The 23,953-nt window shown below is 32.7% G+C and carries 15 protein-coding genes; 7 read left to right on the top strand and 8 right to left on the bottom strand.

Translation table 11 applies throughout. The features are described from left to right. The first annotated feature begins 30 nt into the window (after positions 1-30). Complete coding sequence (gene secDF, locus QWY99_RS13810) at positions 31-3,003, top strand: protein translocase subunit SecDF (RefSeq protein ID WP_290266077.1); 2,973 nt, start codon at positions 31-33, stop codon at positions 3,001-3,003. Positions 3,004-3,812: 809 nt separating this feature from the next. On the opposite strand, the gene lgt is transcribed toward secDF, so the two are convergent. The 5 genes from lgt to QWY99_RS13785 form a co-directional block, all read right to left on the bottom strand. Further along, a complete protein-coding gene (lgt, locus tag QWY99_RS13805) occupies positions 3,813-4,742 on the bottom strand; it encodes a prolipoprotein diacylglyceryl transferase (RefSeq protein ID WP_290266075.1) in 930 nt (309 codons plus the stop codon). Positions 4,743-4,805: 63 nt separating this feature from the next. After that, positions 4,806-5,054: a membrane protein insertion efficiency factor YidD gene (gene yidD / locus QWY99_RS13800; RefSeq protein WP_290266073.1), complete on the bottom strand. Its 249-nt coding sequence runs from the start codon at positions 5,052-5,054 to the stop codon at positions 4,806-4,808. 65 nt (positions 5,055-5,119) lie between these two features. Next, on the bottom strand, positions 5,120-6,598 hold the full coding sequence (gene cysS, locus QWY99_RS13795) for a cysteine--tRNA ligase (RefSeq protein WP_290268227.1): 1,479 nt from the start codon (positions 6,596-6,598) through the stop codon (positions 5,120-5,122). A 66-nt stretch (positions 6,599-6,664) separates the two neighbouring features. Continuing rightward, a complete protein-coding gene (folE, locus tag QWY99_RS13790) occupies positions 6,665-7,336 on the bottom strand; it encodes a GTP cyclohydrolase I FolE (protein WP_230604861.1) in 672 nt (223 codons plus the stop codon). 212 nt (positions 7,337-7,548) lie between these two features. Further along, entirely contained in the window at positions 7,549-8,745 is a 1,197-nt protein-coding gene (locus tag QWY99_RS13785; RefSeq protein ID WP_290266070.1) for a pyridoxal phosphate-dependent aminotransferase, read from the bottom strand. A 121-nt stretch (positions 8,746-8,866) separates the two neighbouring features. Between QWY99_RS13785 and QWY99_RS13780 the strand changes: the two genes are divergently transcribed. The 5 genes from QWY99_RS13780 to QWY99_RS13760 all read left to right on the top strand — a co-directional run bounded on the left by QWY99_RS13780 (position 8,867) and on the right by QWY99_RS13760 (position 16,682). Next, positions 8,867-10,189: an aspartyl protease family protein gene (locus QWY99_RS13780; protein ID WP_290266069.1), complete on the top strand. Its 1,323-nt coding sequence runs from the start codon at positions 8,867-8,869 to the stop codon at positions 10,187-10,189. 159 nt (positions 10,190-10,348) lie between these two features. Further along, positions 10,349-12,991, top strand: coding sequence for a T9SS type B sorting domain-containing protein (locus QWY99_RS13775; protein ID WP_290266068.1), 2,643 nt, complete (start codon positions 10,349-10,351; stop codon positions 12,989-12,991). Positions 12,992-13,014: 23 nt separating this feature from the next. Further along, positions 13,015-13,950 carry a PorP/SprF family type IX secretion system membrane protein gene (locus QWY99_RS13770; RefSeq protein ID WP_290266067.1) on the top strand — a complete coding sequence of 312 codons (936 nt, stop codon included), beginning with the start codon at positions 13,015-13,017 and terminating at the stop codon, positions 13,948-13,950. 10 nt (positions 13,951-13,960) lie between these two features. Further along, positions 13,961-16,084, top strand: coding sequence for an OmpA family protein (locus QWY99_RS13765; protein ID WP_290266066.1), 2,124 nt, complete (start codon positions 13,961-13,963; stop codon positions 16,082-16,084). 121 nt (positions 16,085-16,205) lie between these two features. Then, positions 16,206-16,682 (top strand): hypothetical protein, encoded by a 477-nt coding sequence (locus tag QWY99_RS13760; protein ID WP_290266065.1) that lies wholly within the window; start codon positions 16,206-16,208, stop codon positions 16,680-16,682. A gap of 81 nt (positions 16,683-16,763) precedes the next feature. Here QWY99_RS13760 and QWY99_RS13755 read toward each other — a convergent pair whose 3' ends face one another. Further along, positions 16,764-17,147, bottom strand: a complete 384-nt coding sequence (locus QWY99_RS13755; protein WP_290266064.1) for a DUF1573 domain-containing protein — start codon at positions 17,145-17,147, stop codon at positions 16,764-16,766. 248 nt (positions 17,148-17,395) lie between these two features. On the opposite strand from QWY99_RS13755, the gene QWY99_RS13750 reads away from it, so the two are divergent. Then, the gene (locus QWY99_RS13750; RefSeq protein WP_290266063.1) at positions 17,396-20,029 is read left to right on the top strand and encodes a valine--tRNA ligase; all 2,634 of its coding nucleotides are present in this window, start codon (positions 17,396-17,398) and stop codon (positions 20,027-20,029) included. A gap of 97 nt (positions 20,030-20,126) precedes the next feature. Here the strand turns inward: QWY99_RS13750 and QWY99_RS13745 are convergent, their stop codons facing one another. Both QWY99_RS13745 and QWY99_RS13740 read right to left on the bottom strand, forming a co-directional pair. Beyond that, on the bottom strand, positions 20,127-21,449 hold the full coding sequence (locus QWY99_RS13745; protein ID WP_290266062.1) for an APC family permease: 1,323 nt from the start codon (positions 21,447-21,449) through the stop codon (positions 20,127-20,129). 147 nt (positions 21,450-21,596) lie between these two features. Then, positions 21,597-23,888, bottom strand: coding sequence for a TonB-dependent siderophore receptor (locus QWY99_RS13740; RefSeq protein WP_290266061.1), 2,292 nt, complete (start codon positions 23,886-23,888; stop codon positions 21,597-21,599). Positions 23,889-23,953: the final 65 nt, after the last annotated feature.

The raw sequence follows: 23,953 nt of genomic DNA, 5'->3' as shown, positions 1-23,953 counted from the left end.
ACTATAAAACATAATTAATTTTTAGTAATAATGCAGAATAAAGGACTTATTAAATTTTTCGCAATTCTATTTGCATTGGTAAGTATTTACCAACTTTCTTTCACTTTTGTCGCTGATAAGGTAAAAAGTGATGCGAAATCTTTCGCAGGAAACGATCCTGATAAAGAAATTAAATATTTGGATTCTATTGGTAAAGAAAAAGTTTTCAATTTAGGATTTACTAGTTTTACTTTTAACGAGGTAAAAGACAAGCAAATCAATAAAGGTCTTGACTTAGAAGGAGGAATAAATGTTATTCTTCAAATCTCTGTAAAAGATGTTTTGAAAGGATTGGCTAATAATTCTAAAAATCCAGTTTTTAATAAGTCATTAGCAGATGCAACTGCAAATCAAAAAGGAAATCAAACGTATTTAGATGCGTTTTTTGAAGCATTTGAAGCAAATTCAAATGGAACAGTAAAACTAGCTTCTCCAGATATTTTTGCTAACAGAAGTTTGCAAGGTGAAGGTGGAATTGATTTCCAAATGAGCGATGCTCAAGTTAAAAAAGTAATCAAAAGAAAAGTTGATGAGTCAGTAGATAGTGCTTTTGGAGTACTAAGAAAACGTATCGATAAATTTGGTGTAACGCAACCAAATATTCAAAAAATTGGAGAAACAGGAAGAATTCTTGTTGAACTTCCAGGTGCAAAAGATGTTGATAGAATCAAGAAATTATTGCAAAGTACTGCTCAATTAGAGTTTTGGGAAACATACAAAATTGAAGAAATGGGTAATTTCTTAGTAGCTGCTAACGAAGCTTTAAAGAAAACCGAAATCAATAAAGTTGAAACTAAAGCTGTAGTTAAAGATTCATTGAATGATTTACTTACAGGTGGTAAAGATTCACTTGCTACAAAAAAAGGAAATAATCCTTTATTTGATAAAATTATAGGTCAAGGTGGTGGACCAGTTTTAGGTCTTTTCTCACCAAAAGATACTGCAACTGTAAATGGTTATTTAAAAAGACCAGATATTAGAGTATTGTTGGCTGCGGATCAACGTTACGCAAAATTTGTTTGGGGAAAACCAACAGATGTTAAAGATGCAAAAGGAAAAGAAATTGAAGCTGTTGAATTATATGCTTTAAAAGGAAATAGAGATAACGTTGCTGCAATGAGCGGTGGTGTTGTAACTGATGCAAAAGATACTTTTGACCAAATGGGTAAACCAGCTGTATCTATGCAGATGAACAGTCAAGGTGCAAGAGCTTGGGAAGAATTAACAGGAAGAGCTTATACTCAAAAAAGTAATATAGCAATTGTTCTTGATGATATCGTTTATTCTGCTCCAGGAGTTTCTAGTGGTCCAATTTCAGGAGGAAGATCTGAGATTTCAGGTGTGTTTGATGTTACAGAAACTAAAGATTTAGCAAACGTATTAAGAGCTGGTAAATTACCTGCTGCTGCTGATATCGTTCAATCAGAAGTTGTAGGGCCATCCCTTGGTCAAGAAGCTATTGATAATGGAACAACTTCAGCTATCGTAGGTTTACTTTTAGTATCTCTTTGGATGATGATCTATTATGGTAAAGCAGGTTGGTATGCTAATCTTGCATTGGCAGTTAACTTACTTTTCTTATTCGGAATTTTAGCAAGTTTAGGAGCGGTTCTTACATTACCTGGTATTGCTGGTATCGTATTAACTATGGGAACTGCTGTAGATGCGAATATTATTATATATGAAAGAGCTAAAGAAGAATTGAGAGCAGGTAAAACACTTGACGAGGCAATTAAAACTTCATATAGCTGGAGAGGTGCGATGTCATCTATTACAGATGCAAACGTTACGCATATTTTAACTGGAGCTGTATTGTTTATATTCGGTTCAGGGCCAATTAAAGGTTTTGCTACTACTTTGTTAATTGGTATTATTACCTCTTTATTTACTTCTATCTTCATAGCTAGAATATTTATTGATAGAAACATTAGTAAAAAGAATGATTTAACATTCGTAACTAATTTCTCTAAAAACATGTTTAATAACTTCCATTTTGATTTCTTAGGAGTTAAAAAATGGACTTACCTATTCTCAAGTGTAGTTGTAGTAGTTAGTATTACATCATTGTGTATAAACGGACTGGATCAAGGTGTGGATTTCGTTGGAGGAAGAACATTCCAAATTCGTTTTGAGAAACCTGTACAAGCAGAAGTTGTTAAAGATGAATTGGCTGTAGTTTTTGGTAGTGCTGAAGCAAAAGTTTTTGGTAAAGACAACCAATTAAAAATTACAACTAAATATAAAGTTGAAGAGCACGGTATTAAAGCTGACGAAGAAGTAAATAAATTATTGTTTGATAATTTGAAAAAATACTATTCAGATGGTTTAACTTATGATAAATTTGTAAATGCTTATGAAGGTAAAAAATTAGGTATTGTACAAGCATCAAAAGTAGGACCAGCAGTTGCTGAAGATATCAAAACAAATGCATATTGGGCTGTACTTGGTGCAATGGCAATTGTATTCTTATACTTGATGATTAGTTTTAGAAAATGGCAATTTAGTTTAGGTGCGATTGCAGCTATTGCTCACGATGTTATTTTCGTATTAGGTATTTATTCATTGTGTTACAAATTCATGCCATTTGGTATGGAGGTAGATCAGCACTTTATTGCAGCGATTCTTACTGTAATTGGATATTCAATGAATGATACAGTAATTGTATTTGACAGGGTTCGTGAATTTTTAGCAGGAAAAACAAAAGGTTCTTTTGAGCAGATTGTAAATGACTCTATTAATACAACAATGTCTAGAACAATCAATACTTCATTGACAATGATCGTGGTATTATTAATCATGTTTATTTTTGGTGGTGAATCAATTAGAGGATTTATCTTCGCTATGTTGGTTGGTATTATTGTAGGTACATATTCTTCTTTATTTATTGCAACTCCAGTATTAGTAGATTCTATTTCTGCTGCGGATAAAATTTCAATCGAAGAAAGACATAAAAATGCTGAATAATAATAGTTCTATTATTATTTAAAGAAAAAGGATTCAATGAAAATTGAATCCTTTTTTTTATGCATTTTTTTTTGTTATTAGTTTTCAGTCTCAGTATTGGTTTATGTTTTGTCTTTTATAGTGTATATTGATGCGCGAACTGAGATTACTGTAAACCGTGACTTCCCTTTAGTTACGTTCTGGATGACTTTGTGATTGCAAACTAATTATTGAGACTAAATGTGGGGTTCTTCGTTTCTTAGAAAGACAAGATTGGAGAGGTTGTTACTGTGAGAACTGTGACTGCAAACTGAGGCTGAAACTTCTGTATGACTCTACGGTTGCATGCTGATTACAGAGACAGAATCAGGGTTTCTTCGTTTTTTTTTGAAAGACAAGATTAGAGAGTTTGCTGTTGAGGGCTGTGACTGCAAACTGAGACTGAGACTGTCCTTTGGCTTCATTCAGGATGACACTGCGACTGCGAACTAATTATTGTGACTAAATTAAGGTTTCTTCGTTCCTTAGAAAGACAAGATTGGGGAGGTTGCTTCTGTGAGAACTGTGACTGTAAACTGAGACTGAGACTGAGACTGTAAACTGAGACTGTAAACAGAGACTGTTACCACAAACTGAGATTACTGTAAACTGAGACTGTAAACTGAGACTGTAAACTGAGGACTGAATACTGAGACTGAATACTGAGACTGAATACTGAGACTGAATACTGAGACTGAATACTGAGACTGAATACTGAGACTGCAAAAAAAAAACACCCGATATTCTCACATGAGAGTATCGGGTGTTTTTTTTTATAGAATATGTTTTATTTAGTTCACAGAGGCTTTTTTATTAGCTCTAACCATGAAGTAAGCTCCAACTATTATAAATGGAATACTTAGCCATTGACCTGTTGAAAATAAGCCTAATTCGCTTTCTATGCCGCCTTGGCTTTCTTTTACAAATTCGACTATGAAACGAACTACAAATAAAAGAACTAAAAATAAACCAAATAAATAACCTGGTTTTTGGCTTGCATTTGTTTTCCAGTATAGATAGTAAAGAATAGCAAATACAAAAATATAGCAAAAACCTTCGTATAATTGAGTAGGGTGTTTTACGGGTACTTGTGCTAATAAATCAGCAAATTTTGGATCAGTTGCAATTGCAGTGTAAGCTTCTTTAGGATTTGCGATTTGTGTTTTGTTTATAACATCGTTTTTGCTAAAAGTGTCATGTAAAAAATGAATTCCAAAAACAGAATCAGTTTCTTTTCCGATGATTTCTGAGTTAAAGAAGTTACCTAAACGTACAAATATCGCTCCACTAGCAACAGGAATAACAACTCTGTCTAAAATCCACAATAAAGGGCGTTTTAATATGATTTTGCTGTAATAATACATTGCAATAATAATCGAAATTGCTGCACCGTGACTAGCTAAACCTTGGTAACCTGTAAATTCAAAATTTGGACTAAAACGAAATGGTAGGAAGATTTCTAAAACATGATTTCTGTAATATTCCCAGTCATAAAATAATACGTGACCTAAACGAGCTCCAATCAATGTAGCTAAAACGGTCCATATAAATAGAGAGTCTAATTTGTCAATAGGTTCATTTTCACGTTCGAAAATTTGTTTCATTATGTACCATCCTAATCCAAAAGCAATTACGAACATTAGGCTGTAATATCGAATCATAAAAAAACCTAAATCTATTCCTTCCGAAGGATTCCAAACAATGTTTAAAGCGTGTATCATGTAGTAATATATTTTTATGTTGTAAAAATAAAAATTTAAAATAGAGTTATACTTTATAAAAAGTTAATGTTTTTGATTGCATTTCTTCTCAGGAACGGGATCATAACCACTTCCTCCCCAAGGATTACAACTAAGGATCCGTTTGATTCCTAAATAGCCACCATGTAACAAGCCATGCGTTTGCAATGCTTGAATCATGTAACTTGAACACGTTGGTTCAAAACGGCAAGCGGCAGGAGTAAAGGGTGATATCGCATTTTGATAAAACCGTACGAGTAAAATAAATGGATATATTACTTTTTTTGATAACATAGTTTGCTAGTAATCAATGTTCAGGAAAAACATTAAAATATCATTTTTAATGTTTATTAATAAAACTATATGCTAAATGAAGTTCCATCTTTTCCATCTTTTAATTGAATACCTAATTCAATTAATTGATCTCTAATTTGATCAGAAAGAGCAAAGTTTTTATCAGCTCTTGCTTGATTTCTCATTTCGATTAGCATAGTCACAACTCCTTCTAATTTATCATTATTAGTGTCTGAAACTTTCTCATCTTTTAAGCCTAGAACATCAAAAACAAAAGCTTTTAATGAAGTTGAAAGGTTGTTTAAGTCCTCAGAAGTAATAGTTTCTTTATTATCTTTTAATAAATTAACATAACGAACAGCTTCAAATAATTGCGCAATTAAAATTGGAGTATTGAAGTCGTCATTCATGGCGTCGTAGCATAATTGTTTCCAGCTAGCTATATCAATCGATGAAGTCGAACTTGTAGCAATAGAATCTAGAGAGTCAAGAGCCTCTATTAATCTTTTGTATCCTTTTTCGGCAGCAACAATGGCATCATCCGAAAAATCTAAAATGCTTCGGTAATGTGCTTGTAGCATGAAAAAACGAGCTACGGAAGCAGAGAATGGTTTGCTCAGAATAGTATTTTCTCCGCTTAAAATCTCGCCAGGTAAAATGTTATTCCCCGTAGATTTTGCCATTTTCTTACCGTTTAGAGTAAGCATATTGGCGTGCATCCAATAATTTACTGGACTTTGACCTGTGCAAGCTTCATTTTGTGCAATTTCGCATTCATGATGTGGGAATTTTAAATCCATTCCACCTCCGTGAATATCAAAATGATTACCTAGGTATTTAGTACTCATTGCAGTACATTCAAGATGCCAACCAGGGAAACCATCGCTCCAAGGTGAAGGCCATCTCATGATATGTTGTGGTTCTGCTTTTTTCCAAAGAGCAAAATCCTGTGGGTTTCTTTTGTCCGATTGACCATCAAGATCACGCGTATTAGCTAGCATATCTTCGATATTACGTCCGCTTAAAATACCGTAATTATTGGTTTCGTTGTATTTTACAACATCAAAATAAACTGATCCATTGGCTTCATAACCAATTCCTGTGTCAATTATTTTTTTGACAATTTCGATTTGCTCAATAATATGTCCAGTTGCAGTTGGCTCTATGCTTGGAGGTAAAAAATTAAAAGCTTTAAGGATTTCATGAAAATCTACAGTATAACGCTGAACGATTTCCATTGGCTCCAATTGCTCTATACGAGCTTTTTTCGCAATTTTATCCTCGCCTTCATCTACATCATCTACAATGTGACCGACATCAGTAATATTTCGTACATAGCGCACTTTATAGTCCAAATGCGAAAAATATCTGAAAATCACATCAAATGACATAAAAGTTCTAACATTTCCTAAGTGAACATTACTATAGACTGTAGGTCCACAAACATACATTCCAACGTTTCCTTCATGGATTGGATTGAAATTCTCTTTTTCACCCGAAAGTGAATTGTATATTTTTAGATGTTGACTTTTGTATAATGGCATATTGTTAGTTGTAGTTGATGTGTTTAATCGTTTATTTGATATCAACGAATTGATAATTAAACGAATTTAAAATTGAGTTTCTAATTTAATGTAATCTAAAAATTCTCTTCTTGTTTGAGGATCTTTAAATTTACCACCAAATTCAGATGTTACAGTACTGCTTTCAATGTCTTTAATCCCTCTTGAGTTTACACAAAGGTGCTTTGCATCTATAACGCAAGCTACATCTTCAGTACCAAGGGCTCTTTGTAATTCTTGAACGATTTGCATTGTTAAGCGCTCTTGTACCTGAGGTCTTTTTGAGTAATACTCAACAATTCTATTCATTTTAGATAGACCAATTACTCTTCCGTTAGAGATATAAGCAACATGAGCTCTTCCTATAATTGGTAATAAATGGTGTTCGCAGGTAGAATAAAGCGTAATGTTTTTTTCAACCAACATTTCGCCATATTTATAATTATTATCAAAAGTAGATGCTTTAGGCTTTCTTACAGGATTAAGTCCTCCAAAAATTTCTTTAACAAACATTTTTGCTACTCTGTTTGGAGTACCTTTTAAGCTGTCATCTGTTAAGTCCATTCCAAGTGTAATCAGAATACTTTCAACATCTTTTTTTATTTTTTCAATTTTTTCATCGTCAGTAATTGCAAAGGCATCTTCTCTAATTGGGTTTTGCGCACTTGATCCGATGTGATTGTCACCTATTTCGTCTAAAAAATCTTCGTTATTTATCATTAAAAACTACTATTATAATGGGTATATCTTTTTGAGTGCGTAAAGATAATTAATAAAAGGGAAACAGTTTCTATGGTTTGTATTATTTAATGTACGGTTTTTAGATAAACATTAATTTGTATGTGCGTATCTACTTGATACAGAAATGGCAACAACTTATAATCGTTGTTGCCATTTGCATATTATTAACTATTTGTTTTTTGTAATGGTTGCTATTTTTTAGCATTATATACTAAAAGAGCTTCTTTTAAAACTGTAACTGCCTGAATTAAATCTTCTTTGTTTAAAACGTAAGCAATACGTACTTGGTTTAATCCCATACCTGGAGTTGAGTAAAATCCTGCAGCAGGAGCAATCATTACTGTTTTTCCATTGTAATCGTAACTTTCTAAAAGCCATTGTGCAAAATCATCTGCATTAGCAATAGGTAATTGAGCAATACAATAAAAAGCACCTTTAGGTTTAGTTACTATTACACCTTCTATTTTATTAAGCTCCGTTATTAAGGTATCTCTTCGTTCTCTGTATTCAGAAATTACTTCGTCAAAATAACTTTGCGGTGTATCAATAGCTGCCTCACAAGCAATTTGCTCAACAGTAGGAGGGCTTAATCGGGCTTGAGCAAATTTCATTACTGTAGCAATAACTTCTTTGTTTTTTGAAATTAGACATCCAATTCTAGCACCACACATACTGTAACGTTTAGAAACAGAATCTACCATGATTACGTTTTGTTCAATACCTTTTAAGTTCATTACAGAATAATGAATATCTCCATCATAAGTAAACTCACGATATACTTCGTCAGCAATTAAATACAAATCATGTTTCTTAACTAAATCGGCTAGTTGCAAAATTTCAGATTCAGAATATAAATATCCAGTTGGATTTCCTGGATTGCATATTAATATAGCTTTTGTTTTTGGTGTAATTAGCTTCTCGAATGAAGCAATACTTGGTAGTGCAAAAGCGGTTTCAATACTCGAAATAACAGGAACTACTGTAGCGCCTGTTGATGCCGAAAAAGCATTGTAATTAGCATAAAAAGGCTCCGGGATAATAATTTCATCTCCTGGGTCAGTAATTGTTGCTAATGCAAAAAGCAAAGCCTCAGAACCTCCAGTTGTGATGATTATATCTTCCTTATCTACATTTACATTTTGGTTTTTGTAAAATTGAGCTAGTTTTTTTCTGTAACTTTCGTAGCCAGCAGATGGACTATATTCAATTATACTTAAATCAATATTTTTTATGGCCGAGATGGCGGCTTCGGGTGTCTTTATATCAGGTTGTCCAATGTTTAAGTGATACACTTTATGTCCTTTTTTCTTAGCTATATCAGCATAAGGAGCAAGTTTTCGTATCGGTGATTCGGGCATGTTTTTGCCTTTGTTTGAAATTTCTGGCATGATCTAAATTGTTGAAGTGCAAATTTGCGGTTTTTTTTCGAATTTAACGTAAACAATATAAGTAGTTGTGAATTTGTATTAATTAACTAAAATTTTAGTATTTTTATAAGAAATACTCTTAATGAAAAGAAAAATTACTTTGTTTTTTTTGCAAATAATCACCTTTACTGCATTTTCGCAGCAGGGGTTTGTTATTGATAAACATTTAGATAAGGTTACAATTCCTTTTAAACTAATAAATAATTTGGTTTTTATACCTATTAAAGTAAATGGTATAGAACTTAATTTTTTATTAGATTCTGGAGTTGACGATACCGTGCTTTTTAGTTTAGAAGACAAAAAGGAGCTTCGGTTTTTTAATATTAAAAAGATAAAACTTAGAGGTTTAGGTATCGAAGAATCTATTGAAGGTTTAAAGACTACCAATAATACTTTAGAAGTAGATGGCTTAAAATCTACAGATAACCTTTTATATGTTATATTGGATCAGGAGTTTAATTTGTCCTCACATATAGGTATACCTGTAAATGGAATAATTGGTTATCAATTCTTTAAAGATAATTTGATTGAGATAAATTATCAATCTAAAAAAATCACTGTTCATAGAGCTACTGATAAATATAATAATAGGTTGGAAAAAAAATTCAAAAAAATCCCGATCACAATTGAGAGAGCTAAGCCTTATCTTTATTCAAATGCTGTTATCGATAGCCTCGGAATTCCTGCAAAGTTGCTTGTTGATACGGGTAATAGCGATGCTTTTTGGATTTTTCAAAATCCGAATATTAAATTACCAGTGAAAAATTTTGAAGATTATTTAGGAAAAGGATTTAGTGGGGATATTGAAGGAAGGAGAGCTAGGATCCCTAAATTTTCTATTGGCGACTTCGGTTTTATTCACCCGATTGTTGCCTTCCCAGATTCTAGTTCCGTACGTAATGTAAAAATGGTTCCTAATAGAATAGGTTCAGTTGGTGGTGAGATATTAAGAAGATTTACAGTAGTTTTTGATTATAAAGATCAAAAAATGTATCTCAAGAAAAACAAAGAATTCTCCCATCCTTTTACATATAATAAAAGTGGAATCGTTATTCAGCATAATGGATTGCAATGGGTACAAGAAACAGTGCATTTAGAAACAGTTCCTGTGATGAAAAATTCAGCTGCTGAGAGTACAGAAAAGACCAGTAATGATTTTAGATATAAGTTTATGTTAAAACCTGTTTTTGAAATTGCAAATATCAGGAAAAAATCTGCTGCAGAACGATCTGGATTAAGAACTGGAGATATTATTGTTAGTATTAATAAAAATTTAGCTTATAAGTTTTCTTTAGAACAAATAAATAGATTGCTGAAATCTGAAGACGATATATGGATAAGTTTAGAAGTTGAAAGAGATAGTCAATTATTGAAATTTAAATTTCAGTTAACAGATGAATTATAGCCTTAGATTAATTTTAATTGCTCTGTTTTTTTAGGTTAAGTTGTTGTTTGTTAACGGGTAGGCTTTTTTGTTTTTTCAGTGATTGTTGTTTAATAAGTTTTATTTTTTTTGTGTTAATGAATTGTTTTTGTAGTTTTAACAAAAAATTAATAATACTATATGTCCCAAAAACATTTCGAAAAACTAAAATTACTTTTGTTTTTATTCTCTTTATTTTTGTTACCTATTAAAAATTTCGGACAATGTGCAGGCTTGGATTCAAAAGCAAGTATATGTGATATTCCTAATCCTACGAGTCAATCTATAAATTTATTTGGATTATTAGATGGAAACCCTACGGCAGGTGGTACTTGGACAGATGATGATTTTTCACTTGCATTAGATAGTGCTACGGGGATTTTAAATGCTCAGTTAATAAGAGAAAGTGGATTTTATAGATTTACTTATACAGTTTCAGGAATAGCTGGTTGTGTTGATAATTCAGCAACAATAACAGTTGCTATTGGAGGATATGCCGGTATTTCAGGACCTACTGGAGCGGCATGTACAGATGCTACTTCATATGATTTATTTCATGTTTTTAATGGTGCTTTTTTAAGTCCACAGTCTAATGGTAAATGGTATAATAATACAATAAATAGTGCAGTTCAAGGTAGTAAAATTGATCCTAAGGAATTAGGGGTTGGTACATATCAGTTTACCTACTCCATTCCAGCTATTGGGGATTGTGCTGGACCCGTTTCTTCAAAAGTTTCTGTTACCGTTTATAGAGCTCCTGAGGCAGGTAGTCCTACTAATTTATTGTTATGCAGTAGTGATGATCTATCCATTTATTCTAATTTGGATTTAAATGAGCAGCTATCAGGTGAAGATCCTAATGGGCTATGGACAGACAATGAGAATACTGGAGAGATTACAACTAGGAATGATCGTTTTATAAATATTCAGAAAATTTATGAAACTCACGGTGCTGGTATTTATACTTTTACCTATACAGTTAGTAATACACCGCATCCAATTTGTAAAATTGATACATCAAAAGTAAGAATACGAATTGAAAAAAGAGTTGATCTTACAGGGGCTACACTGGTTGTTAGTTCAGATATATGTGAGCCAGATATGCCTAGAGCGAATTATTCGGCAAAGATTACTAGCGGAGCAAATGTAATTCCTAACGGACAATATAATGTAACTTATAAAATATCAGGTCCATCATCGGAAACAAATACAGCACTGCTAAATTTCAATAATGGCGAGACAACTTTTCCTTTGTTAGCAGCCTCTTTTCAAAAGGTTGGACAGTATAAAATTGAAATTACCGAATTTAATGCCTTTGAAACTGAAGGCGCTTGTGTTAATATAATCAATAATTTATCTGATGATTTAACGATTCATCCAATTCCTAAGATTGATGCTGCAAAATTAATAATCGATCCAATTTGCCAAAACAAAAGTGCTTTGGTGCAAATTACAGGAATTTCAAGTCTCATAAATGGTGTATATACGATTGTTTATAAGCTAACAGGTGCTAATAATGCAAGTGCACAAGCAGCTTCGATTACTGTTTTAAACGGAGTAGCAAATTTTATAATACCATCAAATTTGACTTCTAAGAGCGGAAATACATTAGTTGCAATTACCGATATTACAAATGCAATTGGCTGTAATAATGCAGTAAACGTATCGGCAAATATGGTTGTTATGTCTTTACCTGTTTCAGCTGATTTAATAATTGATGTAAAAGATTATTGTTTAAATGAGCCTGTTCACGTTTCAATTTCAGGGTTAGGAAATTTAAAAGACATTACAATTTTATATACTATTTCGGGCAGTAATTTGGCGACAGCTCAAACAGTAACTTTAGTGGTTTCAAGTGGGAAAGCGAGTTTTGTAATTCCACAAAATTTACTTCTTAATTTAGGTTCAACTAAAGTAACCATTACCCATATTACAAATAATGAAACAACATGTGATATTGCACCTATAAGCTTATCAGATGATTTTTTAATAAATTCTATACCGAATCAGCCAACAGCAGGATCTCAAATGTTCTGTAAATCAGATAGAATGACAATTGCTAATTTAGCGCCTAATGGGACATCTTATAAATGGTATAATTCGCCAACTGCTACGACGCCATTGGCAGCGTCGTTTGTATTGGTAACTGGGAATTATTACGTTAGAGAAACTGCAATTTCTAGCGGATGCGTCTCACCTGCAAGTGGAATCGTAGTTACAATAAACGATTCGCCTGCACCAGTTTTAAATCCGAAAGGACAAGAATTTTGCGGAATAAATAATCCTTCAATTGGCGATTTATCGAATAATACAAATGCTTCTGCTTCGATAGTTTGGTATGATGCTCATGATAACGGAAATCAATTAACCAATGCAACTTTGCTTCAAGATAAAGCTACCTATTACGGATTTGACTTCTCAAGTACAACAAGTTGTTTCTCTGATAATGCTATTGAAGTAACCGTTTCGCTTACTGATTGTTCTACCACAGAATATGCGGACTTTTTTATTCCCGACGGATTTTCTCCAAACGGTGACGGAACAAATGATACGTATTCAATTCCCGATATAGACTTTTTATATCCCGATTATACACTCGAAATTTATAATAGATATGGGAACTTAATGTTTAAAGGCAATAAAAATAAACCAGATTGGGATGGTAAAAATTCTGATTCTAAAATAATTGATGGAGTAGCTCCAAATGGTGTTTATTTTTATGTTGTCCATTTTAATAAAGATAATAGGTCGCCTTTACAAGGTCGTCTTTATTTAAATCGATAATTCCTATTTAATTTAATTTTCAAATGAAAAAAATAATACTAATTATAAGTTTTCTTTTCTACATCATTGATACAACTGCGCAGCAAGATCCTGAATATACCCATTATATGTATAATATGAGTATGGTAAATCCTGCGTATGCAACAGGAACTCCTGCAATGTTAAATGTAGGGACTTTATACAGAACACAATGGGTTGGGGCAGTTGGAGCTCCTAAAACATTTAACTTTTTTGCACATACTTCTTTAAGTGATAAAATTGAGGTAGGAGCCTCATTAATTTCTGATGATATTGGGGATGGCGCTAAAAAGGAGAATAACTTCTATGCCGATTTTGCATACATACTAGAATTAGGAGGGAAAAATAAACTTTCGTTGGGATTAAAAGCCGGACTTACTTCTTTACAGACGAATTTTAATGGATTCCAATTTCAGAGTGGAGATGTAACTACCGATTTAGCTTTCGCTGAAAACATTAACGTTACCCAACCTAATATTGGTATAGGAGGGTATTATTTTACAGATAAATTGTATGTTGGATTATCTGTGCCTAATTTATTGAAGTCTAAACATATCGAAGAGAAATCGGGAATAAACGCTTACGGTTCCGAGGATATTCATACTTTTTTAACTGCGGGATATGTTTTTCAGCTTAGTGATATGTTCAAACTTAAGCCTGCCTTTATGTCTAGATTTGTTGTTGGAGCACCAGCTTCTGTAGATATTACGGCAAATGTTTTATATAATGAAAAGTTCGAATTGGGAGCTGCTTACAGGGTAAATGATGCAGTTAGTGTTTTAATGAATGTAAATGTTACAAAAGCAATTCGAGTGGGTTATGCATATGATTATACTACAACCAATTTTGGTCAATTCAATTCGGGAACACATGAAATTATGCTTCTTTTTGATTTGGATTTATTAGGTAAGGGATATGATAAATCACCAAGATTCTTTTAAAATGAAAAATATGAAAAAATTACTAGTTATTATATTCGTATTTTCAATACAGTTTATAAATGCTCAAGCTCAAGATGTGGCTCGAGCAAAACGCTTCTTTGATAAGACATATTACAGTGAAGCTATTCCGTTATATGAAAAAATAGTCTCCGAAAAACCTTCGGCGGAAGCCATAAAAAACTTAGCCGACTCATATTATTACACTAATAACCTAAAGAAAGCCCAACAATATTATAGACTTCTGATTAAAAGTTACGATAAAGATTTAGATAGAAATTATTATTTTAAATATGCCCATACGCTTAAAGCAACCAATAGTAATGAGGAAGCAAATGAAGTGTTGAAGCAGTATTACTCTAAAAACAGTCAAGATTATTTAGATTTTCAAAATGCTACAAAAGAACTGGAGAATATTTCTGCAATTGGAGACAGATATACGATTAAAAATCTAGCCATAAATACTAAAAACTCAGAGTTTGGAGCGGTAAAATATGGAGATAGTTTGGTTTTTGCAGCAGTAAAAAAGAAGCCCGGATTATTTGATAAAATGTATAAATGGGATAATGAAACCTATCTTAATCTCGTTTCGGCACCAATAAATAAGATTAACGCAGGAGACTCTATTGCTTATTATTTTGCAAAAGAATTAAAAACTGGAATGCATGAGTCTAATGCGGTTTTTACAAAAGATGGTAAAACGATTTATTTTACGCGAAATAATTACAAAAATGGGCGAAGAGGAAAAAACGAAGACAAAATTTCGAATCTTCAGATTTTTAGAGCCGAGCTTATAAAAGGGAAATGGAAAAATGTAATATCACTTCCATTTAATAGTGATAATTATTCGGTAGAACATCCAGCATTGAGTTCAGACGAAAAAACATTGTATTTTGCATCAGATATGCCAGGAACATTAGGTTCATTCGATATCTTTTCGGTAGCCATAAATCAAGGTGCCTATGGAAATCCTAAAAATTTAGGAGCATTAATAAATACAGATAAAAGAGAGCAGTTTCCGTTTGTTTCAAAAGATAATAAACTCTATTTCTCATCAGATGGGCATTTGGGTTACGGCTCACTTGATGTTTTTGTTTCCGAAATTAAAGATGGAACGTATTCAAAACCTGTAAATGTAGGTTTACCATTAAATTCAAATTTTGATGATTTCTCTTTTACTATAGATTCAGATACCAAAGAAGGGTATTTTGCATCAAATAGAGTAGGAGGAAAAGGAAGTGACGATATTTATCAATTTAACGAAATCAAACCATTAGTAATAGAGGATTGCAAGCAACTTATTACAGGAATAATTACAGATGTTGATACGGAATTACCGCTAGAAAATGCCGTGGTTATACTTCAACAGGAAGAAAGTAAGCAATTGCGAACGATTGTAACTTCGGTAGATGGTAAATTTAATTTTAATGTAGCTTGTGAGTTAACCTATACAATTTCGGCTTCAAAAGAAAATTACACAACTAATTCGAGAACCTTAGTTCTTGATAAAACTAGAGGTAAAAGCAATGATGCTTCGATGGCACTTAAATCTATAGCGGCTATAAAGCAAGAAGAGAAAAAACTGGCTGAAGAGAACAAGAAAAAAGAAGCCTTAGAATTGGTTGCTTTAAAGGCGAATGAAGCTAAAGCCAAAGCAAATGAAATAGCACAAGTCGAAATTAAGAAAAAAGAAAAAGTAGCGCAGGCAGTTGCAGACCAAAAAGAAAAGGTAGAGAAGATTATTGCACAAGAAAAGGATGTAATAAGAGACAAAGACCGATTAATTATCAAAACCGATCCTATTTACTTTGATTACGATTTGTGGTATATAAGAAAAGAATCTAAGGTTATTTTAAACAGGGTTTATGAATTAATGAAGAAATATCCAGATATGGTAGTCGAGATTGGTTCGCATACTGATTCTAGAGGTAATGATAAATACAATGCCAATCTGTCTCAAAAAAGAGCGCAATCGACCAAAGAGTATTTGATAGATTCGGGTATCGATAAAAAAAGAATCATTGCAAAGGGATATGGTGAGTCGGTGCCAATAGTAAAATGTAAAACAGACGACGCTTGTAATGAAGAGCAACATGAATTAAATAGGCGCAGCGAATTTGTAATTAAGAATTTATAAATTGATCTGTCGTTGGAAAATAAAAAGGCTTTTAAATAAATGAAAATTTTGTTTGGAAGCCTTTTTTTTGGTCAGATTTTTATTTAATTTTATAAGATATATGAACTTAAAATATTTAATTATGAAGAATCTAGTCCTGCCTTTTTTGCTTGTGTCTTGTGTTATGCTTCAGAGCTGCAAAAAAAATGAAACTCAGAAGGAAGCTGCTAAATCGGAAACGGAAAGTATTGTAAGTGTTCAATGTTATAAAGCTCTTTATGAAAAAGACACTATAGATTTAAAATTGAATACTCTAAAAGACGGAAAAATTAATGGAGATTTAGTTATGAAAATCGATGGTGCGCCACCAAAAATTGGAGAAGTTATAGGAGAGTTTAAAGGAGATACTTTATTTGTAGATTATACTTTTATTGAGGGAACAAAGAAAGAAGTAAAGTTTAAGAACCCTATGGCATTTTTAAAAAGAGAAAAACAACTTATTTTAGGTAACGGAACTATGGAAACCTATTTAGGTAGAACCTACTTTGCTAAAGGTAAACCTATAGATTTTGATCGCGTAAAATATAAGTTTGAAACGACGGACTGCGATGCTAAATAAAAAAAAGTAAAAGCAAATCAATAAAAAATGGCTTCCTAAAATTTAGGAAGCCATTTTGTTTATGGGAATTTAATTTGAATGCTAATTAGATACTTCTCCTTTGATTTTTAAAGCGATACGGCCTTCAGGGTAATTTACAGCATTAGTTTCAACAGTAATCGTTTTTCTTATTGGCCCTGGAGCCATATTAAATTTTACTTCAATTTTTCCTGATTTTCCAGGCATAATTGCAGCACTTGGTTTAGATACAATACTAATACCTGCTGTAGACTGTACTGATGTGATCATAAGGGGGGAATCTCCAGTATTAGTGAATTCAAAGGCTTTCGCTCCGTTGTCACCTTTACTTACTGTACCATAATCAATCGTATTATCCTTGGCAGCAAAATCAATTTTTGGGCCGTTTTGAGCAAGACCAATGGTTGTAACCATTAAGATTGCTATAAATGAGGCTACTTTTTTCATTTGATATTGTTTTAAGTTATTAAGTAAATATACTTTCTTTTAATTAATACACAAATTATTAATTCGCTTTTTATAGTGTACTTAATTATTTACTTTTGTCATCTATAATAAATACAAAAATCAAACCAAAGTGTAAAAGTTCATTTGTTTTCCCCTTTAAGCGTTTATTTAATTGATAAAAAGACGATTAAAAAAGAGAGGCAAATTGATGTTCAAACAAATTAACGATTAAATATATCCTAGATAAAATGACAATTCCAGCACAATTTGACGCTAAATCAATCGAAAACAAATGGTACGACTATTGGATGAAAAATAATTATTTTCATTCGGAGCCTGATCATAGAACGCCTTATACAATTGTAATTCCTCCTCCTAATGTTACAGGAGTCTTGCATATGGGACATATGCTAAACAATACAATTCAAGACGTATTGATAAGAAGAGCACGTCTTAAAGGCTTTAACGCTTGTTGGGTTCCTGGAACAGATCACGCATCCATTGCCACAGAGGCTAAAGTTGTTGCTAAATTAAAAGCCGAAGGAATCAATAAAAATGATTTAACACGCGAAGAATTCTTAGCGCATGCTTGGGAATGGACAGATAAATATGGTGGTGTAATCTTAGATCAGTTAAAAAAATTAGGAGCTTCTTGCGATTGGGAACGTACTAAATTTACAATGGATCCAGATATGTCGGCTTCAGTAATTCGTTCGTTTGTTGATTTGTACAATAAAGGATTAATTTATAGAGGTTACCGAATGGTAAACTGGGATCCTGAAGCGAAAACTACTTTGTCTGACGAAGAAGTTATTTACGAAGAACAACAAGGAAAATTATTTTTCCTTAACTATAAGATTGAAGGAACAGAAGAGTTTTTGACTGTTGCTACAACACGTCCAGAAACTATTTTTGGAGATACAGCTATTTGTATCAATCCAAACGATGAGCGTTTTGCTCATTTAAAAGGTAAAAAAGCAATTGTGCCTATTTGCGGAAGAGTGATTCCTATTATTGAAGATGAATATGTAGATGTAGAATTCGGAACAGGATGTCTTAAAGTTACTCCTGCTCACGATATGAACGATAAAACGCTAGGAGAGAAGCACAATCTAGAAATTGTAGATATCTTTAATGAAGATGCTACACTTAATAGTTTCGGATTGCATTATCAAGGAAAAGACCGTTTTGTGGTTCGTACTGAGATTGCAAAAGAATTAGAAGAAATTGGTGCTTTGGCAAAAACGGAAATCCACTTAAATAAAGTTGGAACTTCAGAAAGAACAAAAGCAGTTATTGAACCAAGATTATCAGATCAATGGTTTTTGAAAATGGAAGAATTAGTAAAACCAGCAATCAAATCAGTATTGGTTGATGGAGATATTAAATTACATCCAAAACGTTTCGAAAATACGTATGCTCATTGGTTAAATAATATTCGTGACTGGAATATTTCACGTCAGTTATGGTGGGGACAACAAATTCCGGCTTATTTTTACGGAGATGGGAAAGAAGATTTTGTTGTAGCTGAAAATATTGAAGATGCATTAAAATTAGCACAGGAAAAAACGTCAAACGCTAAACTTGAAATAAAAGATCTTAGACAAGATGTAGATGCTTTGGATACTTGGTTTTCTTCTTGGCTTTGGCCAATGTCGGTTTTTGGTGGAATTATGGATCCAGAAAGCGAAGATTTTAAATACTATTACCCAACAAACGACTTGGTAACAGGTCCGGATATTCTGTTTTTCTGGGTAGCTAGAATGATTATTGCAGGATATGAATATGCAGGCGAAAAACCATTTACAAATGTGTATTTAACAGGTTTAGTGCGTGATAAACAACGTCGTAAAATGTCTAAATCATTAGGAAATTCTCCTGATCCTTTAGATTTAATTGATGCATTTGGTGCCGATGGTGTTCGTGTAGGATTGCTTTTAAGTGCTTCTGCAGGAAATGATATCATGTTTGATGAGGAATTATGTAATCAAGGAAAAGCATTTTCTAATAAGATATGGAATGCCTTTAAGTTGATAAAAGGATGGGAAGTTTCAGAAACAATTCCGCAACCAGAATCATCTAAAGTAGCTATCGAATGGTACGAAGCTAAATTGCAACAAACATTAGTTGATATTGAAGATAATTTTGAAAAATACAGAATTTCAGATGCTTTAATGGCAATTTATAAATTGGTTTGGGATGATTTCTGTTCTTGGTTCCTTGAAATGATTAAGCCAGCTTACCAACAACCAATTGATAAAGCAACGTTTGATAGCGCTATCGAAATGTTAGAGAATAACTTGAAATTGCTTCATCCGTTTATGCCTTTCTTAACAGAAGAAATTTGGCATATAATTGCTGAAAGAACTCCAGAAGAAGCATTGATTGTTTCAACTTGGCCAGAATTAAAACCATTTGATGCTAAATTAATTGCTGATTTTGAAAACACAAACGAAGTAATTTCTGGAATTAGAACAATTCGTAAAGACAAGAATATTCCGTTTAAAGATACTATCGAGTTAAAGATTGTAAATAACGATAAGGCATCAACTTATTTTGATTCGGTTGTAACCAAATTAGGAAATATTACATCATTAGAATATGTTTTAGAAAAAGTAGATGGAGCATTATCATTTAGAGTAAAATCGAATGAATACTTTATTCCAATAACTGGAAACATTGACGTTGCAGCTGAAATTGAAAAACTGAATGCAGAGTTAGTTTACATTCAAGGATTCTTAAAATCGGTTCAATCGAAATTGGCAAATGAAAAATTTGTTGCTGGAGCGCCAGAGAAAGTTTTGGCTAACGAAAGACAAAAAGAGGCAGATGCTTTATCTAAAATTGCTACAATAGAACAAAGTTTAGCTGGTTTGAAATAAAAGCTAGTTTTGTTTAAAAAAATAGACCCGACAGATTTTAAAAATTTGTCGGGTTTTTTATTTTAGAGTTTTTTACACTCTAGCTATTTTATATGATTTACTCTTTATTTGATTTTCGATTTAAAAATTTAAATATAGGATAAGATACCACAGTGATACTAACTATGATTATGAAGCTTTCGGGGTCACTATATATAAATCCGATGAGTAATGCTAATGAAACTAGAATCGCCAATATGGTTGTCCAAGGATACCAAAAAGAGCGATATGGCCTTGGTAAATCAGGCTCTGTGATTCGGAGTTTTATAAGCGAAAAATAAGCCAATCCCCAAACAATAATAGAGGTAAAGGCAGCAAAGGAGAATAACACTTCAAAGGAACCGATACAAATTAAGAACAAGCTAAATAAGGAGGAAACTAAAAGAGCGACAATTGGTGTTCCTCCTTTGTTTACAGTTGTTCCTTTTTCGATAAAAAAGCCATCACGACTTAATCCGTACAGGATTCTCGGTGGGATCATCATGAATGCATTTAGTATGCTTATTAAAGAAAAAATGGCGATTATAGTGACTACTATTGCTCCATTTTTGCCAAAAATAATATTGGCAACATCGGCAGCAGCTAGATTAGAATTTGCTATAGTTTCAATTGGTAAAACATAGAAAAAAGCAGCATTTAATAATACATAAATGGCAATTACTAGTAGTGCACCACTAAATAATGAACGCGGAATGTTTTTGCTTGGATTGTCGTTTTCTTCTGCAAAAAAGCAAACACTATTCCAACCATTGTAAGTTCCGATGATAAGCTGTAGGGATTTAAAAAGACCAAATAGAAGTCCGATTTCAAAAAAAGAACCATCTTTCTGTATTGGAGGTAATTTTACTCCCGAGTACATAAAACAAGCAATAACCAAGGCAACAAAACAGATAACTTTAATGAAACTGGTAATTTGTTGAATGACACTACCGTTTTTTACACCACTTAAATGTAGTAAGACAAATGCAATCAATAAGGAGATTGCCATTTCGGTTGAATAGTTTGCTAGACTTGGAAAAAGGATAATAAGGTATTCGCTAATAACGATACAGTAAAATGCGGGCGGAATTACATTAGTAATATAATCAAACCAACCAGATAAAAATCCAGCATAATTACCAAATGCTCTTTTGATGTAATTATAAGAGCCTCCTGCTTTAGGTAGCATAGTAGCTAGTTCGGCAAAAGAATTGGCTCCAATTAAGATAAATAGTCCCCCGAAAAGCCATGAAGCAATAATTAGCCAATAATTATCTAACATGTTTGCGATAGTTCCGGGTGTTCGTAAAATTCCAACACCTATTGTTCCTCCAATTAATACCGCAATATTAAAACTCAGTCCTAGACTTTTTTTTAATTGGTTTTTTTTGGAATCTGACATATTTAAATTTTTGTTTTTTTTTATTATTGAGGCTGCAAAAGTAGTCTAAATTTCTGTATGTTTTTTGAAACAAAAAACCTCGTTTAGAAATAAACGAGGTTTGGTGTGATTCTATAGTGTTTTGTTTAAAAAACTATAGTTTTTTTCTTAGAATTTATATCTTAAGCTTGTCATTACTTGACGAGGTGCAATTGGGTTTACACTATAGTTTTCGTGAACTGTATAATTAAGCTCATTAGTGATGTTAGATAACTTGCATAAGATTGAGAATTTGTTCCATTCGTAACCTGCAGATACATCAATTGTAGTGTATGCTTTTAAAGGAATGTCGCGATCTCTGATAGTCACAACATAAGGGAATGTACCTGGAGCTGGAGCTGGATTAATTGGAGTCCATAAGTAATCATCATTCCATCCACCTAAGCGATCACCAATATAGTTTGCGATTGCACCAAAAGTTATACCTTTCAATAATCCTGTAGGCTGTTTGTAAAAGAAACTTAAATTAGCTGTGTTTTGTGGAGTTCTTGCTACGCGATCTCCCTCGACGAAACTTCCGTTTGTTCCTGAGGTATTTGTATAACGCATATCATTATAACTATAACCAGCGATAATGTTAAGTCCCTCTATAGGTTTAGCGGTAATATCAATTTCAATTCCTTTACTTTTTGTTCCTCCACCTAATACTTTTAGTTGAGAATCGATATTTTGTGTAATTCCATCAGCTTTAAACTCTGCAGTTTGCGCCAAGTTACTATTGGTAATTTGATAAACTGTAACATTTGTACTGAACATTCCACTAAGGAAATCTGTTTTAACTCCCACTTCATATTGGTCAATAATTGAGGGATCTAATGGTTTTGAATCTACGGTTGTTCCTGTATTTGGTGTAAATGAGCTAGAGTAGCTACCAAATAAAGAGATTTCTTTTGTAGGTTGGTATATTAATCCAACTTTTGGAGAAAAAGCATTATCTAATTTTTTATTACCTACAATAGGTACTGCGTTTTCAGGAGCTACGGTTTGAACTGATTTAATATAAGTTTCTTTATAAGTAGTAGCTTCTGCTTCTTGCCAAGACCAACGAATACCTGCTAATACTTTGAATTTATCTGTAATCGAAATCAAGTCTTGAAAATAAACACCAAAACGATTTGTATCTGTTTTTGCAATTTGAGTGGTTCTAGCATCAGGAATGTCATTTCTTTGAGTAGAAGGATCAAAGTCAAAAAGGTTGATTCTGTCATAAGTGGCAGGACTAAATGCATAAGTGTAGGCTGTTGCAAATGAATTTTCCCAATCTGCACCAGCAAATATTTGGTGTTTTACAGATCCGGTATTAAAGTGTCCTTGTACGCTTAACTGGTCTCCAAGAATTTGCTCTAAGTTTTTACCTTGAGTTAATCCTCTGTTCCAGTAACCAGGAATTGGATATAATTTGATATCATCTAAACCAGATAATTGAGCTGTAGATTTTTGAGTTCTGTCATAATTTTGAAAAGAAGCATTGAAATTAAGTTTCCAATTTTTATTGAAATCATGATTCAATAATGCAGAAGCACTAGCTGATTTTGTATTACCATTTGACCAAAGAGATCCGTAAAAAGCATTACGAGGTAAGTCAAGAATTTGTTTTCCTATAATTCCTGTTCCAAAATCGGGAGTCCAATCGGCTGTTAGGTAATCTCCTTGTACAGTAATTTGAGTTTTTGGATTGATAACAAACAGTAACGAAGGATTTACATATAGACGCTCATTTTTTACAACATCTCTAAAGCTTTCTGAGTTTTCATAAGATCCATTAATTCTAAAAGCAATAGACTTGCTAAGAGGACCATAAAAATCAAATGAAGGTTTGTAGAAAGAATAGCTTCCCATTTGCATTGATATTTCACCACCACTTTTAAATAAAGGAGTTTTAGTTACAAGATTTAGGATACCTCCTGGAGCAACATTTCCGAATAATAAAGCTGAACCACCTTTAAGGAATTCAACTTTCTCTAATCCAGAAACATCAGGAATAGAACCCGCATTATAACGAAATCCATTTTTAAACATATTGTTTGCTGACATGTCGTAACCTCTTGAGAAAAAAGATTCTTGAGCACCTCCACGAGCAGAACCTACATAAATACCATTTGCATTTTTGATTACGTCACTTAATCTAACTGCTTGTTGTTGCTCGATTATATCGCTACCTATTATTTGTATATTTTGCGGATTGTCCATTGGTTTTAAACCAGAACGAACTGCAGTAACAGGTTTAGGTTCTTTATTAGTTGTAATAACGACTTCGTTAAGAGTTTCGCCTTTTTTATTTTTTACTGTGTCAGTAACTACTGTAGCAGTATCTTGGTTCTCGGTTCTGTTTGTTCTCCCTTGAGCAAAACCTGTTAGACCGAATAGTAAACTTAGTGTGGGTAATAATATATATTTCATATTTGTTTATTTAGAATAAAAAAAAATAACGCTGCAAAAGTAATAGCAAAGTTTTTATTTTCAAA

The organism is Flavobacterium branchiarum, assembly GCF_030409845.1.
Taxonomy (GTDB): Bacteria; Bacteroidota; Bacteroidia; order Flavobacteriales; family Flavobacteriaceae; genus Flavobacterium; species Flavobacterium branchiarum.
Note: the sequence above shows the minus strand (reverse complement) of the source record. Positions and strands in the feature narration are given on the sequence as shown.